Here is a 15,852-nt window from a genome sequence, read left to right as displayed (position 1 = left end):
GGTGGCGCTGGGTGCGACGGGCGCCGGTGGCTGGTCCGGGCGCCCGCGGGAAGCGTATCGGCTCTGGTCGGGCGGGTCAGGGGTGGGCAGGCACCGGCATGGGGGTGGTCGGGTTGGCGGGTGGGGTGAGGCGGTCGGCTCCCTCCGGTACGGGGACGGCGTTGAAGACGGCGTCCTGCTGGGCCTGGAGTTCCTTCTTGCGCACCGGGGGAGTGGAGGGCAGGCGCTGTTCTTCGTAGAGCAGGTGGGTGACTTCCTGGGCGTGCTTGCTCTCGGGGGTGTGGAACTGGATCTCGAAGAGCTGGCCCGAGCGCGGGGCGCGCCAGCCCGTGTTGAGGCCCTTGTAGCCGCTGGTACGGCCCCAGGCGTTGGACCACTTGGTGCTGTGGTTGCCCCAGGCCGTGAGGAGGGTGGAGGCGCGGGTGACGCCGGTGGTGTAGGTGGTGCCGGGCAACTGGAGGGTGTAGCGGACTGCATCGGTGAGCCGGGCCAGGACGGTGTCCACGTTCTGCCCGGGGTCGTCCTTGAGGGAGGTGGCGACCTTCCGCTTGAGCGAGTCCGCGGACTTCAGCCGGTGGTCGAAGCCGACCAGTACTGCGCCGGAGACCAGGGCCGCGGTGCGCACGTCCGTGCTGATGGACTGCTCGGCCTGGCGGGCGTGGTTGAGGTAGGCGTCGACCTTCGCGTTGTCGGTGCTGTTCAGTGTGAGCCCGCCGGCTCCTCTCCAGCCGTCGTCGCCGGCCGCGACCGCAGGGCCGGTTGTGAGGGTGAGGGCTGTGGTGAGCGTGGCCGTGAGCAGGCCCTTGCTGAGGGAGGAGGTGGTGGTGACCGTCATAGAGCGTCCGCCTTCACGCCGGTGGGATGCGTTGTGTCAGGCACAACCGCCGGGGCAGGGGGCGGGTTACTGGCGCAGGTGCGGTGGTGCGGCTCCGCGACCGGTCTTGTCCGTGTGTGCATCGGCGCCGCCTTCGTCACAGCCACGCGGCTGACATAGTGATCCCGAGGGCGTGGCGCCCGGGCGGCGATATCTCTGGGGTGCGGCTCGGGTGTGGCTCTTCCGTAGTGAGATCGCCGGTCAGGCCGTGAGCTCGTAGTCGCGCTGGTCAGTGACCGTGCGGATGCGTTCGATGTCCCAGGCGGTGCGGAGGGGCCCAGTACTCCTCGAAGTGACTGTTGCTGACGAGGTGTCGGCAGGCTCCTGCAATCACCCCGCTGGCGATCGGCCAGCCCTTCGCCAAGGCCTGCGGCGGGGTCGGTGGCGGTGTGGAAGCAGCGGGCGGCGCCCCACAGCTTGTCGATCGCGTGGACGATGTCGAGGACGGTGCCGACCTTCACGTTCCGCCGCCGCGCCTCGTCCTGGATCAGCTGCAGCTGGTGGGCGGGCGCCGTCCACCAGCACGATCCAGGGCCGCAGGTGCTGCGGGTCGCGGGCCTGTGCCTGGTCGAACGCGGCCGCGATGGCCTCGGCGGGGTCGTGGGCGAGCGAGCCGGTCAGCCACTTGTTGCGGGCCACCGGGCCCGGTCGAGGGGTGTGGCGGCCAACTGCGGCCGCACGGCGGGGCGATCACGTCGTGGACCCGGCGGCGGGACGGGTGGGCGTCGCAGACCACGGTGGGGGTGGTCATCCGCTTGCGGTTGTTCTTCTCGTCAGGAGCGTGCCATGCGCCGTGGGTTCGTGCGGACCGCGCGGCCGTTACGGGCGGTTTCGATCAGTCCTGCTTCGCGGAGAGCGGCCGCGTGCGTGGAGGTTGTACCGGGGCTGGTACACAGCTGGCCGGCCAGCTCGCTGGTGCTGAGCGGATGGGTGAGGAGACGCAGTGTGTGTGCCCGGGTACTGCCAAGGACCGGGGCGAGCGCGTCCTCGTCTGATGCAGCGGGCAGGATCGGCATGCCCGGACCGGCTGGGGAGACCACCAATACGGGGTGCTCCTCGTTGTCGGCGACCAAGGGCGCCACGGTCCGGTGGAAGGTGGGCAGCAGCAACAGGCCTCGGCCGCCCGCCAGCACGTGCCGGCGGTAGGGCGCGGGCAGCTCCCAGCAGCCCCGTTGACAAGTCGGGAACCGAGGCACAGGCACAAAGCGGTCAGCGCGCCGGCCACTCCGTACTCGGCCGTATTGAGCCCCCTCGGAGGCGGCGACCGTGAAGCCTCCGTGACGAGGGGCGGCCCTCGCGGCCAAGACCGGAAGGACCTCGTTCGGAGAGAGACGTGGAGGCCCTGTACGGATGCTCCCGACAACACGGGCCAGGCACCGGACTCCGGTGGCGAAACATCACCCGCAGCAAAACCCGGTTGGCAACTTCATCGTTCGCGATGGCGTCGTGCCCTGGCGTGAGGCCGCCGACGGGGGCATCCGCGACGGGGACGACGGAGACAGAAACAGTGGTGATCCAGGGGTCTCCCTGAAGGGCAGTCATTCAGGAATTGGTGGCGAGATCGGTGGCGGTGCTGGCTGTCCGGAGGGTACGGGCCAGGGAGACGGCGTGGCCGACCGCCCAGAGGTGGAGGTAGAAGAGGCGGGGGTTGTCGCTCAGAGCGTGATTGTGCAGCTCGACGACCTTGATGCCGCCGTGCCGCAGCGCTCTGATGACCGGCTGGACCTCGTTGGCCGTGATGACGAAGTCCCCGCTGACCGCGGCAGAGCCGCTCCCCACGGAGTGGAAGGCGAAGGAAGTCGTCACACCCATGGCCGACGGCACCACGCAGGTACCGTCGTTGATGGTCTCTCTGCGGGCGAAGGAGAACCGGTAGCCGTCCTCGCTCACGCCCTTCGCGCCGAGCGCGGCGTCGATCGCGGCGGTGTCGAGACCGGCCGGAGGGGTCCTGTCGGGCTCCCGGGGCGCGGGGGTGGCGGTGGCGTCCAGGCAGGCTCGCATGGCGAAGGCCAGGACCGCCGGGTCGGTGGAGAGTCCCCGGACGTGTGTCCACCAAAGGGTGGGCCGGTGGGCGAGCAGATGTTTGTGGATCGCGCACTGTTCCAGGTCGTGGGCCTGGATGACGTCGGTCACCCGTTGCAGCTCGGCCTCGGTGGCGACCACGTCGCCCATGAGCATCGTTCGGCCGTCGGGGTAGCGGGCGAACGCCGCGTACGACGCCTCCACCAGACCGCTGACCCCGTACGAGGACAGGTTCAGGTCGTAGCGGGGAAACGTGGCGCGGTACACGATGCCGTCCGCGCCCAACTGCCCAGCCCCGTCCAGCTTCTTCGCCACAGGCTGCCAGTCAGCCGGGCGTGTCACCACGGGGTGCTGCGGCGCCCCGGGGACTTCACCGCGCGTGTCCCCGGCGCGGGTCAGAGCGTGTGCCACGGGAGTCTCGGTCAGGGCGGAGGCCAGCGCGCTGCCCGTGAGGAGAAAGCCACGGCGCGATGTCGGACGAGTGCTGCGGTCTGGCTTCATGTGTCGTCCCCTTGTACCCCGGCTGATTTGTTCGGGCCAGACCGGGATAGCGGTTTTCGCCGCTCAGGTGCGGGCGACACGACCGAGTTTCGCCTGGTCGTGGGAGGTCGGGGTACGGCGTTCTGCGCCCTTGTCAGTGAGCTGCTCTCGCCCGGATCGGCAAACAACACTCTCGCGCGCGGGCGTGGACCGCGTGGAACTGCTGCCGGCCCACTACGGCTACGCGGAGGCGTTGGTGCCAGTGCGAACCTTCCCCCTGCGGCAAGCGATCGGCGGCCTGGCCGAGCCAGGTGGCAGTCGCTTGTACTCGATGGCTACTGGCTGCGCGACTCCGTACGCCATTCCGCCGGTCGCACAGGCGAGGAACTCAGACGTCGATCTGGCCCGCCCGGATCATGCCGAAGGAGAGGGCCGAATCGAAGTAGGAGGTGCCGGCGACGGTGGTCACCGTCTCCTTCCCGGCGTTGATCAGATCGGGGTGCTCCTCGCCGTCGCACGGGTAGGGGCCCACGCCCAGAATGCCGTTCTCCGAGTGCAGCACCACGTGCACCCCGTCCGGCAGGTGATGGGGGATCAGGGTGGGCAGGCCGATGCCCAGGTTGACGTACTGGCCGTCGCGCAGCTCCCGGGCGGCGCGGGCGGCGAGCTGGTTGCGGTCGAGGGGCATGGTCACTTCTCCTCGGAGTCGGTGCGCAGGACGGCTGCCTGGGCGCCGATGTGCGCCGGGCGCACGGTGCGGCGCTCGATGCGCTTGTGCAGCGAGTCGTCGACGGCGACCACACGGTCCACGTACACGCCCGGCAGATGGACGGCGTCCGGTGGCAGATCGTCGGCGTCGACGATGCGCTCGGCCTCCACCACGGTCATGCGCCCCGCCATCGCGCACAGCGGATTGAAGTTCCGCGCCGCCGCATGGAAGACGCAGTTGCGTGCCGGTCGGCGACCGCGGCCCGCACCAGGGCGAAGTCGGCGGTGATGGCTTCCTCCAGCAGGTAGCGGCGGCCGTTGAACTCCCGTGTCTCCTTGGGCGGGAGGCCACCGCGACACCGCCGTCGCAGGTGTGGCGCCACGGCAGGCCGCCCTCCTCGACCTGGGTGCCCACCCCGGCCGGGGTGTAGAACGCGGGGATGCCGGTGCCCCCTGCCCGCAGTCGCTCGGCGAGAGTGCCTTGCGGCGTCAGTTCCACCTCCAGTTCGCCGGCCAGGTACCGGCGGGCGAACTCCTTGTTCTCGCCCACGTAGGAGGAGGTCATCCGGGCGATCCGGCCGGCCCGCAGCAGCAGTCCCAGCGCCCAGTCGTCCACACCGCAGTTGTTGGACACGACCCGCAGGCCGGACGCGCTCGTCTCGGCCAGCGCGGCGATCAGCGTCGAGGGGATGCCGCACAGGCCGAACCCGCCGACCGCGAGTGTCGCGCCGTCAGGGATGTCCGCCACTGCCTGCGCGGCCGCGGCCACCACTTTGTCCATGCCGTGTTCCTTCCCCACCGGTCCGTTCGGTGGATCTCACCCTCGCGGTGCCGGCCCCCACCGACCATGTGTGCCGATGCCACGACTGGGCCTGGAAGAGCGGTGATTGACCACATGCCGCCCGTCGTACGGCGCTCCTATCGTTCCGGCAATCACGCACCGCGCCCACTGTCAGGAGCCGATCGCCATGCGTTCCAGCCTCACGGACACCTTCAGAAGCAGAAGCAGATCTGTTCGCGCACTCACTCTGTTCGCGGTCGGCGCCCTGGTCGCGGGCTGCTCCTCGGCCGGCACCGCCGGCACGGCGGCCGCCGGCGCGGGCGGCAGGGCCGCCCCCGTGAAGGTGGGGCTGGTGTACTCGCGCAGCGGGCTCCTCGCCGCCTACGGCAAGCAGTACGAACAGGGCTTCACGGCGGGGCTGGCCTACGCCACGCACGGGACGGACAAGGTCGGCGGCCATCCGATCGAGGTCACCGAGCAGGACGACGCGGGCGACCCGGCGAAGGCCGTCGCCGCGGCCAAGACCCTCGTCGGCAAGGGCTGCAAGATCCTCGCCGGCACCACCGACTCCGGTGTGGCACTGCAGATGGCGCCGCTGGCCGCGCAGAACAAGGTGCTGTACGTCAGCGGCCCCGCCGCCACCGACGCGGTCACCGGCGTCAACGCCTACACCTTCCGCTCGGGCCGGCAGTCCTATCAGGACATCCTCGCCGCCGGAACACTCCTCGGCGACGCCAAGGGCAGGAAGGTCACGGTACTCGCCCAGAACTCCGCGTTCGGGCAGGCCAACGTGGCCGCCGTGAAGTCGGTCCTCGGCAAGGAGGGCGCGCACGTCGGCTCCGTGTTGGCCCCGCCGAGCGCCACCGACCTCACGCCCTTCGCCCGGCAGACCAGGGCCGGCAAGCCGGACCTGGTGTTCGTCGCCTGGGCGGGCGCCACCGCCCCCGCTCTGTGGACCGCGCTGAACCAGCAGGGCGTGCTGGACGCCAGTAAGGTCGTCACCGGACTCGCCGGCACCGCCTCGTACCCGGTCTTCGGACCGGCCGGCTCCAAGGTCGCCTTCCTCGCGCACTACTTTCCGGGCGCCGGGGGCGGCAACCCGGTGGAGAAGGCCATGCTCGACGGCATCACCAAAGCCGGTGGAACCCCTGACCTGTTCAGCCCCGACGGATTCACCGCCGCCCAGATGCTCGTGCACGCGGTCGAGTCCGGCAGCGCCACCGACACCGCGGCCATGGCCAGGGCGCTTCAGGGCTGGAGCTTCGACGGACCCAAGGGCAAGGAGCAGATCCGCGCGACGGACCACGCCCTGCTGCAGCCCATGTTCACGGCCCGGCTCAGGGGCACCGGCAGCGCCGCGCGGCCCGAGCTGATCGGCAGCATCCCGATGACAGCGGTCGCACCACCGGCCGCGAGGACGGCGGGCTGAGACGATGTCCTCCTCGAACACGACGTCACCGGGCGCCGCGGGGGTCCCGGGCGCCGGGGAGGCCCCTGCCTTCCCGGCCCCTGTGCTCCGGCTGCGCGACATCGGCTGGACAGTCGGCGGTGCGACCCTTGTCGACTCCGTCTCCTTCGACGTCCGCGAAGGCGAGTTCCTCGCTTTCATCGGCCCCAACGGTGCGGGCAAGACCTCCCTGTTCAACCTGGTCAGTGGGCTCAGTCCGGTCTCCCGGGGCACGATCGAACTGGACGGCCGCGACGTCGCCGCGGAAGCCGCCTACGCCCGGGCCCGGCGTGGCCTCGGGCGCACCTTCCAGACCTCCAGCCTGTGGCCGGGCATGACGGTCGCCGACCACGCGAGGCTCGCGGCCCAGGCTGCCGACGGCGGCTCGTACCGGGTCTGGCGCCGTGCCGGCACCTACCCGGAGCGGGTCGACCGGGTGCTGGCCCGCACGCAGCTCGCGCACCGCGCCGACACTTGTGCCGACGCCCTCACGCACGGCGAGAAACGCAAACTCGAACTCGCCGTCCTGCTCGTCGGCGAGCCCCGGCTGATGCTGCTGGACGAGCCGATGGCGGGCGTGAGCGCCGAGGAGGTGCCCGCGCTGACCGACCTCATCCGGTCCCTGCACAAGGAGGAGGGGCGCACCGTGCTCATGGTCGAGCACCACATGGACGTGCTGCTGGACCTGGCCGACCGGCTGGCCGTGATGCATCACGGCACACTACTGGCGCTGGACACCCCGCACGCCGTGATGGCCGACCCCACCGTGCAACAGGCCTACCTCGGGGAGGAGTTGTGAACCCCACTCCGGTGCCCCTGCTGACCGTACGCGATCTGCGGGTCGTGATCGGGGGCGAACACATCCTGCACGGCGTCGACCTGGAGGTGGCCGCTTCGGGCACCACCGCTCTGCTGGGCCGCAACGGAGCGGGCAAGACGACCACCGTACGCGGCATCCTCGGCCTGGTCCCTCGGACCGGCAGCGTCCTGCTCGCCGGTGAGGAGACGGTGCGCCTGGCCACCCACGCCCTGGTGCGCCGGGGCATCGGCTACGCCCCCGAGGACCGCGGTGTCTTCGCCGCTCTCAGCGTGGCCGAGAACCTGCGGCTCGCCGAGCGGCCCGGTGTCGGTGAACCGGCCTACGACCTGGTGCACGAGCTCTTCCCGGAGCTGAGACGACGCGCTCGGCAGGCCGCCGGAACCCTGTCCGGCGGCCAGCAGCAGATGGTCGCCATCGCCCGGACCCTGCTCAACGGCAACCGGCTGATCATCGCCGACGAGCCCACCAAGGGCCTGGCGCCCAAGGTGGTCACCGAGGTCGCCCAGGCGCTGGAGCGTGCCGCCGAGGCGGTACCCGTCCTGCTCGTGGAGCAGAACCTCGCCGTGGTGCGCCGTATCGCCCGCCACTGTGTCGTCCTCGCGGACGGCCGCACCGCGCACCGGGGCCCCGCCGCCGACCTGCTCGCCGACGCGGCGGCGGCACGCCGGCTGCTCGGCGTCGGCAGCGCCGGCCACGGCAGTCCAGTGAACGGTTCCGCGGACCCGTCCGTTCGCACCGCGGCGCGCCCCGCCGCCCGGACCACGGAGGCGGACGCCTGATGGCCACCGTCGTGCTGCTCACCTTCACCGGACTCGGCCTGGGCGCCCTGTACTTCCTGGTCGCCGCCGGCCTGTCGCTGATCTTCGGGCTGATGGACGTGCTCAACTTCGCCCATGGCGCCCTGCTGTCCGTGGGCGCCTACGGTGCGTGGTGGGCCGCCTCCGGCCACCTGCCCGGCGCCGGTTCCGGAGTCGCCGGATTCGCCCTCGCCGTGGTCTTCGGCACCGCGGTGGGCACGGTCGCCGCCGTGCTGCTCGAACTCGCCGTGATCCGCCCGCTCTACGCCCGTCCTCGGGAGCAGATTCTCGCCACGGTGGGGGTGGGTCTGGCCGTGCCGGCGCTGCTGGCCGCGATCTGGGGGTCCGACGCCAGGCCCTTCTCCGGGCCGAAGGCACTGTCCGGAACCTTCGGGCTGCTGGGTGCCGAAGTGCCGCTCGACCGCCCGGTGTTGATCGGCGCGGCCCTGGTGGTACTGGCCGCGCTCAGGCTGTTCCTGGGCCGCACTCGGCACGGGCTGGTGGTGCGCGCGGGGGTGGAGGACCGGGCGATGGTCACCGCGCTCGGCATCGACGTGCGCAGGGCCTTCACCCTGGTCTTCGCCATCGGCGGCGCGGCAGCGGCCCTCGGTGGTGCCGTCGGCGGCCTCTACTTCGGCTCCGTCGACCCCCAACAGGGCACCTCGCTGCTCATCTTCGCCTTCGTCGTCGTCGTGACGGGCGGGATGGGCTCGCTGACCGGCGCCGCGCTGGCCTCGGTGGCCGTCGGCCTCGTCCAGCAGTTCGCCAACTACTACACCACCGCCGGGCTCGGCGACCTCGCTGTCGTCGTCCTGCTCGCCGCCCTGCTGCTCGTCCGGCCGCGGGGGCTCACCGGGAGGCTCGCATGACCACCGCCACCCAGCCGCGCGACCGTGTCCGCACGGCGAACCGCCGCGTCGCCACCCGCTCCGAGAGGCTGCGGCGAGCCACCCGCTGGTGGCCCGTCCCGCTGCTGGTGGTGCTCCTCGCGTTGCCCTACAGCGCGTTGCCGTTGCCGGGCCTGCTGGACGGCCCGATCGGCAGTCCCGGCAACCTGCAACTGCTCGCCCTGTGCCTGCTGTTCGGGGGCTTGGCCACCGGCTACGACCTGCTGCTCGGCCGTACGGGTCTGCTGTCCTTCGGGCATGCCCTCTACTTCGCCGCGGGCACGTACGTCACCAACACCGTGATGCTCGAAGCGGGTCTGCCGTTCGCCGCGTCCGCGCTGTCGGGACTGCTGGCGGGAACGGCGCTGTCCGCGCTGCTGGGCGCCGTCAGCCTGCGAGTCAGCGGCATCGGGTTCTCCATGGTGACCCTGGCCTTCGCGCAGGCCGCGTCGATCCTCGTGCAACGCGATCCGGGAGGCGTCACCGGCGGCGAGGAAGGCAGGGCCGCGCCCGCGGACGGGCTGCCGGCCTCACTGGTGGGCATCGAGCACACGGCCAACCTGTACTGGATGGCCCTGGCCTACCTCGTGGTCGTACTGGTCGTCGTGCAGTGGTCGGTCCGCTCGCCCACCGGCCGGGTCTGGGAGGGCATCAAGGAGAACGAGCGCCGGGTGGAGGTGCTGGGGCTGCGTCCGTACGGTTTCAAACTGGTCGCCTTCGTCCTGTCCGGCACCCTGGCCGCGCTCGGCGGCATCGTGTACCTGCTGCTGACCGGCGGCGCCACGCCGCAGACGACCACGTCCGACTTCACGCTGTCCCTGCTGGTGATGGTGGTGCTGGGCGGTTCGGGGACCCAGTGGGGACCGATGATCGGTGGCATCCTCTACACCTGGGCCGATCACCGGCTCGGCGACCTGGCCGGCTCGGGTGCGGTCACCTCCCTGCCCTCCGTGGTCCGTGTGCCGCTCTCGCAGCCGCTGTTCCTGCTCGGCGCCCTGTTCGTCGCGGTGATCTACCTGCTGCCCGGCGGCGTGGCCCGGCTCCCGGCCCGGCTGCGCACCGCCCGTACGTCCCACGCCACCGCCGACCGCGAGGAGGTCCTCCAGCCATGAGCCGCACTCCACGGAACGAGCCAACGGCCCATCAGGGCGCCGCTGTTCCCGGGCACGAGGAGTTCCAGGTGCCGGTGGCCGGCGGGGAACTGGCCGTGTCACGCTGGCCGGCCGCCGACCCGGGCGCGCCGGTGGTCCTGGCGCTGCACGGCATCACCGCCAACGGCCTGAGCTGGGCGCGCGTCGCCCACCACCTGGCCGGCCGGGTCACCCTGGTGGCGCCGGACCTGCGTGGCCGGGGCCGCAGCGGGTCACTGCCCGGCCCGTACGGCATCGCGGCCCACGCCGACGACATGGCCGCCGTGGTGGAGGCACTGGGCGTGGCGCGGGTGGTGCTGACCGGCCACTCCATGGGGGCCTTCACCGCGGCCCTGACCGCGGTGCGCCATCCGGACCTGCTGACAGGCCTGTTGCTGGTGGACGGCGGCGTGGGCTTCCCCGTCCCACCCGGCCTGGATCCCGACGAACTGATCACTTCGGTGATCGGCCCGGCCATGCGGCGGCTGTCGATGACGTTCCCGGACCGGGAGGCCTACCGCACGTTCTGGCAGCGGCATCCGGCCTTCGCCGGCTCCTGGTCGCCGTGGGTGGACGCCTACGTCCAGCGCGACCTCGTGGGGGAGGAGCCCGAACTGCGGTCATCCTGCAGCCTGGAGGCGGTCCGCACCGACGGCGTGGACCAACTGCGCGGGGAAGTGTCGGGGGCGGTGCACCGGCTGCCCCGCCCCGCCGTGCTGCTGTGGGCCGAACGCGGTCTGATGGACGAGCCGCAGGGCCTGTACGACGAGCAGCGGCTCGCCTCCGCGGGCCTTGCCCCCCGCCTGGTGCGCACACAGCTCGTACCCGGCACCAACCACTACACGATCATCGTCGGCGACGAGGGCGCCCAGGCCGTGACACAGCATCTGCTGGCCGCGGCCGGCGTGGCGGGGGCCGGGAGCGGGGACGGTACACCGTAACGGCGATCGTGTCGGCTCCCGTCCGGGCGTCAGGTGCCCGACAGCAGGTGCAGACGCAGGGCGAGCTGGAGTTCCAGGGCCTGTTCGGGGGTGTTCCAGTCGGGTCCGAGTAGCGCCTGGATGCGGTCCAGGCGCTGCACGACGGTGTTCACATGGACGTGCAGCTCCTCCTTCGCCCGGGTCAGGCTCCCGCCGCAACCGAAGTAGGCGTGCAGGGTGCGGACCAGTTGGGTGCCGCGCTGGGCGTCGTACTCCAGCAGCGGCCCCAGGGTCGCGGCGATGAAGCCGTCCACATCGTGGTGGTCGCCCAACAGCACGCCGAGGAAGCCGAGTTCGGCGGCGCTCGACCCGGCCCCGGCGCGGCCGAGGACGTGCAGGGCGCGCAGGCAGCGAGTGCTCTCGGCGTGTGCGTCGGCGATGGCCCGCGGCCCGGTGGCCGGCCCGGCGCCGGCCACCGTGACCGGCGTGCCGGCCAGCTGGCCGAGCTGCCCGGCGGCGACGCGGGCCGCCTCACCCGGACCGGTGCCGTCGTACGGCAGCAGCAGTACCACGGTGTTCCCGTGTTCCGCGCTGACGCCGCTGCCCCCGAACAGGCTGCGTGCGGCGGCGTCGGCGAGCCGCTCCCGAGCCGCGGCACCGGACCGGGCGACGAGCAGGACGTGGGGTCGGTCGAGGTCGATGCCCAGGCGACGGCCGCGGGCCACCAGCCCGGCCGGGTCGCGGTCGGGTGCGGTGAGAAGATCGGTGAGCAGGTCGCCGCGGACGCGGTTCTCGGTCTCCGCGACCGAACGCCTCAAAAGGAGCAGCAGTGAGGTCACGACGCTGCTGCGCTCGAACAGGCGCCGGTCGGGGCCGTCGAGCTCCGGCCGCCCGTACAGAACCATGCAGCCCAGCAACTCCTGCCCGGCCAGCACCGCGCAGACCCAGCGCCCGTCGCGGAACACGGCATGGGCGGCCGCACGCGAGCTCTCCGCCGCCGCGACCAGCGCCGCCGCCTCGGCGTCACCTGCGTCGCCCGTGCCCCGGGTGAAGGCTCCGCCGTCCCCGGTGACTGTGGTGAGCGGCCACCCCGAGCCGTCGTGGACCGCGACGTCCCCCTTGAGCAGACCGGCCACGGCGGCGGCCACGTCCGGGACGTCACCGCCGCGCAGCACCAGATCGGTGAGCCGGTCATGGGATTCCTCGGCACGCTGCATGGCGGCTGAGTGCTCCCGGATCACGGCGTTCGCCTCGGCCAGCTCGGCCAGCGCGACGCGGGTGTCGGCCATGGCTTTCGCGGTGTCGATGGCGATGGCGGCATGGTCGGCCAGCGAGCACAGCAGGGCGACCTCGTCCGGGGCGAAGGCGCGCGGCGTGCGGTCCGCGGCGAAGAGCGCACCGATGACCTGGCCGCCGCTCCCCGACCCCAGCAGCAGCGGCACGCCGAGGATCGCGACCAGGCCCTCGTCCAGAACCCCGGCGTCGATGCTGCCGGTGTGGAGGAAGCGGCCGTCGGTGCGGTAGTCCGGGGACGCGTAGGGGCGCGCGGTCTGCGCGACCAGGCCGCCGAGGCCTTCCCCCAGCTGGAGGCGCAGGTTCTGGAACAGCTCCGACACCGAGCCGTCGGTGACCCGCATGTAGGTGTCCCCGGCCTCCTCGTCGGGCAGCGTGAGGTAGGCCGTGTCGGTGCCCAGGAGCATTCTGGCCCGCCGGACGATGGAGCGCAGCACGGCGTCCAGGTCGCGCAGGGCCGCCAGATCGCCGGCGGTGTCGAAGAGCGCGGTCAGCTCCGTTTCCCGGCGCCGGTGCTGCGTGAGTGCGCTCTGTACGCGCAGCGCCGCTTCGGCGGCCTGTTCGACCTCCGCGAGGTCCGGGGCGGAGGCACCGCTGCGTCGCGCCTCGACGGCGACGGCGCCGATCTCCTCGGCAGGGGCGCCCGCGGCGAGGAGTTCGAGCAGCCGGCGCAGGTGACGGGCGGCGGAGGTGGGCTGGTGCGGCATGGGCGGGCAACCGTTGCGAAGTCGGGGACAGGGGAGTCGGCGTACGGCCGAGGAGGGCCGGGGTCATCCCCGACCGGGAAGACCCTGACCCTCCGGCCGGGCAGTGGTGCCGGCCCGTCAGGCGGAGGCGGCCCTCTGCTGGTCCGGGGCCGGCCGCGCCGCGGAGCCCTCCGGCTCGATCGCGGCCAGGTCTCTGCCACGGGTCTCGCGCGCGGCGACGACCGCGATCACGGTGATGAGGGCGGCCAGGCCGACGTACACCGAGATCGGCGTGGAGGTGCCGTAGGAGCCGAGCAGGGCGGTGGCGATCAGCGGGGCCGGGGCGCCGGCCGCCACCGAGGAGAGCTGGGCGCCGATGGAGGCGCCGGTGTACCGCATCCGCGTGGCGAACAGCTCGGAGAAGAACGCCGCCTGGGGTGCGTACATGGCGCTGTGGAAGATGAGGCCGACGGTGACGGCAACGACCAGCGCGGGAAACGACCTGGTGTCCAGCAGGGCGAAGAAGGCCCACGACCACAGGCCCACGCCGACCGCGCCCACCAGGTACACCGGCTTCCGGCCGACCCGGTCGGAGAGGGCGCCGAACAGCGGGATCAGGCAGAACTGCACGGCCGAGCCGATCAGTACGGCGTTCAGCGACGTCTGCTTGTCGATCTTGAGGTGCTCGACGCAGTAGGTGAGGACGAAGGCGGTGATCACGTAGTAGGAGATGTTCTCGGCCATCCGGGCGCCCATCGCGACCAGGATGTCCCGCCAGTGGTTGCGCACGACAGCGACGAACGGCGGCTGCTCGGCCCGCTGTTCCGCCTTGCGCCGCTCGGCCTTGGCCAGCGCCTCCTTGAACAGCGGGGACTCGTCGACGGACAGCCGGATCCACAGACCGATCATGACGAGCACGGCGGAGAGCAGGAACGGCACCCGCCAGCCCCAGGAGGTAAACGCGTCGTCGCTGAGCACGGTGGTCATCAGGGAGAGCACTCCGACGGCGAGCAGGTTGCCGGCCGGTGCGCCGCCCTGCGGCCAGGACGCCCAGAAGCCGCGTCGCTTCGCATCACCGTGTTCGGAGACCAGCAGCACCGCCCCGCCCCACTCACCGCCGAGGGCGAAGCCCTGGACCAGGCGCAGGGTGGTCAGCAGCAGGGGAGCCGCGACACCGATCGTGTCGTAGCCGGGGACGCAGCCGATCAGGGCGGTGGAAAGGCCCATCATCAGCAGGCTGATCACCAGGAGCTTCTTGCGGCCGAAGCGGTCGCCGTAGTGCCCGAACACCACGGCGCCGATGGGGCGGGCGGCGAAACCGATGGCATAGGTGAGGAAGGACAACAGGGTGCCGGTCAGCGGGTCCGACTCGGGGAAGTACACGTGGCCGAAGACCAGGGCGGCGGCCGAACCGTAGAGGAAGTAGTCGTACCACTCGATGGTGGTGCCGATGAGGCTGGCCGCGACGATCTTGCGCAGGCCGCCCGGTCTTGCGGAGGAGTCCGGGTCGGTCACGGCGTTGTGAGCGCTGGGCATGGTTGTCACCGTTTCGGAAGGAGAGGGGAGCGGACCTCCGGATCCGGCCGACGCTGGGGGACGAAAGGAGCAGGTCCGGGGGAGTTCGATGGCGGGTGCGCCGGGGCAGTGGCGCGGGTGCCGTCCCGGCCGACCTCAGCCGGTCGGAACCTGCATGGGCGGCAGGACGACGGGTGGTCGACGGGCGGTCAGTGGGCCGTCCAGCCGCCGTCCAGGGGGATCGAGCCGCCGGTGAGGTAGCCGGTGCGTTCGGTGCACAGCCACAGGGCCGCCTCGGCGACCTCGGCCGGCGCGATCAGGCGCTTGATCGCGGTGCGTTCCAGGAACACCCGGTCCATCACTTGCGCCGCCGGGATGCCGTGGGCGAGAGCCTGGTTCGCGATCTGCTCCTCGACCAGTGGCGTGCGGACGTAGCCGGGATTGATGCAGTTGCTGGTCACGCCGTGCGAGGCGCCCTCCAGGGCGACCACCTTGCTCAGGCCCTCCAGTGCGTGCTTCGCCGCTACGTACGCCGACTTGTAGGCGCTGGCCCGCAGGCCGTGCACCGAGGAGATGTTGACGACGCGGCCCCACTGCCGCGCGTACATGTGGGGCAGGGTACGGCGCAGGATGCGGAACGGCGCCTCCACCATGACCCGCTGGATCAGGGTGAATCGCTCCGGCGGGAACTCGTGCACCGGCGCGACGTGCTGCAGACCCGCGTTGTTGACCACGATGTCGGCGTCGTCCGGCAATGCGTCCACGGCATCGGCCTCGGAAAGGTCGGCCACGACTGCGATGCCACCTATCGCCTCGGCCACCTCCTTGGCGGCCTCGGCGGCCCGGTCCACCACGTAGACCTCGGCACCGGCCGCGGCGAAGCCCTCGGCGCAGGCCCGGCCGATCCCGCTGGCGGCACCGGTGACCAGAACCTTGCGGCCGGTGAGGAATCGGGTCGAGGCCAGACCGGACGCGGTGACGTCACCGGCCTCGGGATGCTGGGTCGAGCCCTCGGCGGAGCTCTTGGCGCTGTCCATGGCCGAACACGGTAGGTAGGAACCATGAGGTGAGACACGTGGGTCGCCACCACATTTCCGAAGCATGAGATGGGTTCGGCCACCATGGCCTGGTGCTCGGTGCTCGGTGGTGGGTGGTGACCCGGCGGGCCCCGAACGCCCGGTACACCCGATAAGCGCGGGTGCACCGGCCCGTGCGGCCCGTCGCATGTCACAGCGCCACCGCCGACACCATGGGTGCGCGAGCCACGCCGGGCGCCGCAGTCCTGGCTGTTCCTCACATGTCGAGGGTGGGCCGGCCGGTCGTACGGTCCGCTTTCAGTAAGCCGGTACCACAGCGGGCCGGTGCGGCCCGGTGTCGCACCGACCGGTCACAGGGACACGCGCGGGGCGGCGCCGGGCGGGGTGGGACTGCCGGGCGGCGCGCCGCGTCCGCGCTCCCTTCCCTCTCTCCCCACCACTCATCGGAGTCGCAC

Annotated in this window: 13 protein-coding genes and 1 pseudogene; 6 read left to right on the top strand and 8 right to left on the bottom strand. The window is 71.9% G+C overall.

Annotation, left to right across the window (positions count from 1 at the left end; all coding sequences use genetic code 11):
* Positions 1–76 precede the first annotated feature (76 nt).
* From ACZ4MF_RS40505 to ACZ4MF_RS40485, 5 genes and pseudogenes are all read right to left on the bottom strand, one after another.
* Positions 77–835 (bottom strand): ATP nucleotide 3'-pyrophosphokinase, encoded by a 759-nt coding sequence (locus tag ACZ4MF_RS40505; protein ID WP_467498232.1) that lies wholly within the window; start codon positions 833–835, stop codon positions 77–79.
* 812 nt (positions 836–1,647) lie between these two features.
* Complete coding sequence (locus ACZ4MF_RS40500) at positions 1,648–1,947, bottom strand: ArsR/SmtB family transcription factor (RefSeq protein ID WP_467498230.1); 300 nt, start codon at positions 1,945–1,947, stop codon at positions 1,648–1,650.
* 469 nt (positions 1,948–2,416) lie between these two features.
* Entirely contained in the window at positions 2,417–3,397 is a 981-nt protein-coding gene (locus tag ACZ4MF_RS40495) for an LppY/LpqO family protein (protein ID WP_467498228.1), read from the bottom strand.
* A gap of 367 nt (positions 3,398–3,764) precedes the next feature.
* Positions 3,765–4,064, bottom strand: a complete 300-nt coding sequence (locus tag ACZ4MF_RS40490; protein WP_467498226.1) for a CoA-transferase — start codon at positions 4,062–4,064, stop codon at positions 3,765–3,767.
* Positions 4,065–4,066: 2 nt separating this feature from the next.
* A pseudogene (locus tag ACZ4MF_RS40485) lies at positions 4,067–4,865 on the bottom strand (CoA transferase subunit A).
* A gap of 187 nt (positions 4,866–5,052) precedes the next feature.
* Between ACZ4MF_RS40485 and ACZ4MF_RS40480 the strand changes: the two are divergent.
* Genes ACZ4MF_RS40480 through ACZ4MF_RS40455 form a run of 6 tightly spaced genes read left to right on the top strand, consistent with a single transcriptional unit; the run spans position 5,053 to position 10,887 of the window.
* The gene (locus tag ACZ4MF_RS40480; protein ID WP_467498224.1) at positions 5,053–6,294 is read left to right on the top strand and encodes a substrate-binding domain-containing protein; all 1,242 of its coding nucleotides are present in this window, start codon (positions 5,053–5,055) and stop codon (positions 6,292–6,294) included.
* 4 nt (positions 6,295–6,298) lie between these two features.
* Complete coding sequence (locus tag ACZ4MF_RS40475) at positions 6,299–7,111, top strand: ABC transporter ATP-binding protein (RefSeq protein WP_467498222.1); 813 nt, start codon at positions 6,299–6,301, stop codon at positions 7,109–7,111.
* On the top strand, positions 7,108–7,911 hold the full coding sequence (locus ACZ4MF_RS40470) for an ABC transporter ATP-binding protein (RefSeq protein WP_467498220.1): 804 nt from the start codon (positions 7,108–7,110) through the stop codon (positions 7,909–7,911). The genes ACZ4MF_RS40475 and ACZ4MF_RS40470 overlap by 4 nt, the downstream gene beginning before the upstream one ends.
* Positions 7,911–8,798: a branched-chain amino acid ABC transporter permease gene (locus ACZ4MF_RS40465; RefSeq protein ID WP_467498218.1), complete on the top strand. Its 888-nt coding sequence runs from the start codon at positions 7,911–7,913 to the stop codon at positions 8,796–8,798. The genes ACZ4MF_RS40470 and ACZ4MF_RS40465 overlap by 1 nt, the downstream gene beginning before the upstream one ends.
* The gene (locus ACZ4MF_RS40460; RefSeq protein ID WP_467498216.1) at positions 8,795–9,928 is read left to right on the top strand and encodes a branched-chain amino acid ABC transporter permease; all 1,134 of its coding nucleotides are present in this window, start codon (positions 8,795–8,797) and stop codon (positions 9,926–9,928) included. The genes ACZ4MF_RS40465 and ACZ4MF_RS40460 overlap by 4 nt, the downstream gene beginning before the upstream one ends.
* Positions 9,925–10,887: an alpha/beta hydrolase gene (locus ACZ4MF_RS40455; protein ID WP_467498214.1), complete on the top strand. Its 963-nt coding sequence runs from the start codon at positions 9,925–9,927 to the stop codon at positions 10,885–10,887. Before ACZ4MF_RS40460 ends, ACZ4MF_RS40455 begins: the two co-directional genes overlap by 4 nt.
* Positions 10,888–10,916: 29 nt before the next feature.
* On the opposite strand, the gene ACZ4MF_RS40450 is transcribed toward ACZ4MF_RS40455, so the two are convergent.
* The 3 genes from ACZ4MF_RS40450 to ACZ4MF_RS40440 form a co-directional block, all read right to left on the bottom strand.
* Positions 10,917–12,866, bottom strand: coding sequence for a helix-turn-helix domain-containing protein (locus tag ACZ4MF_RS40450; protein WP_467498212.1), 1,950 nt, complete (start codon positions 12,864–12,866; stop codon positions 10,917–10,919).
* Positions 12,867–12,983: 117 nt separating this feature from the next.
* Complete coding sequence (locus tag ACZ4MF_RS40445; RefSeq protein ID WP_467498210.1) at positions 12,984–14,381, bottom strand: MFS transporter; 1,398 nt, start codon at positions 14,379–14,381, stop codon at positions 12,984–12,986.
* Between the two features lie 188 nt (positions 14,382–14,569).
* Complete coding sequence (locus tag ACZ4MF_RS40440; RefSeq protein WP_467498208.1) at positions 14,570–15,397, bottom strand: 3-hydroxybutyrate dehydrogenase; 828 nt, start codon at positions 15,395–15,397, stop codon at positions 14,570–14,572.
* Positions 15,398–15,852: the final 455 nt, after the last annotated feature.

It is taken from the genome of Streptomyces sp. NPDC025793, assembly GCF_055558375.1.
The sequence above is the reverse complement of the archived record's forward strand: the minus strand, read 5'-3'. Positions and strand labels throughout refer to the sequence as shown.

Bases quoted from the DNA above. Each gene is read 5' to 3' on its own strand.
- ACZ4MF_RS40505 (WP_467498232.1), bottom strand. From the start codon at position 835: ATGACGGTCACCACCACCTCCTCCCTCAGCAAGGGCCTGCTCACGGCC.
- ACZ4MF_RS40495 (WP_467498228.1), bottom strand. From the start codon at position 3,397: ATGAAGCCAGACCGCAGCACTCGTCCGACATCGCGCCGTGGCTTTCTC.
- ACZ4MF_RS40490 (WP_467498226.1), bottom strand. From the start codon at position 4,064: ATGCCCCTCGACCGCAACCAGCTCGCCGCCCGCGCCGCCCGGGAGCTG.
- ACZ4MF_RS40480 (WP_467498224.1), top strand. From the start codon at position 5,053: ATGCGTTCCAGCCTCACGGACACCTTCAGAAGCAGAAGCAGATCTGTT.
- ACZ4MF_RS40475 (WP_467498222.1), top strand. From the start codon at position 6,299: ATGTCCTCCTCGAACACGACGTCACCGGGCGCCGCGGGGGTCCCGGGC.
- ACZ4MF_RS40465 (WP_467498218.1), top strand. From the start codon at position 7,911: ATGGCCACCGTCGTGCTGCTCACCTTCACCGGACTCGGCCTGGGCGCC.
- ACZ4MF_RS40460 (WP_467498216.1), top strand. From the start codon at position 8,795: ATGACCACCGCCACCCAGCCGCGCGACCGTGTCCGCACGGCGAACCGC.
- ACZ4MF_RS40455 (WP_467498214.1), top strand. From the start codon at position 9,925: ATGAGCCGCACTCCACGGAACGAGCCAACGGCCCATCAGGGCGCCGCT.
- ACZ4MF_RS40450 (WP_467498212.1), bottom strand. From the start codon at position 12,866: ATGCCGCACCAGCCCACCTCCGCCGCCCGTCACCTGCGCCGGCTGCTC.
- ACZ4MF_RS40445 (WP_467498210.1), bottom strand. From the start codon at position 14,381: ATGCCCAGCGCTCACAACGCCGTGACCGACCCGGACTCCTCCGCAAGA.
- ACZ4MF_RS40440 (WP_467498208.1), bottom strand. From the start codon at position 15,397: ATGGACAGCGCCAAGAGCTCCGCCGAGGGCTCGACCCAGCATCCCGAG.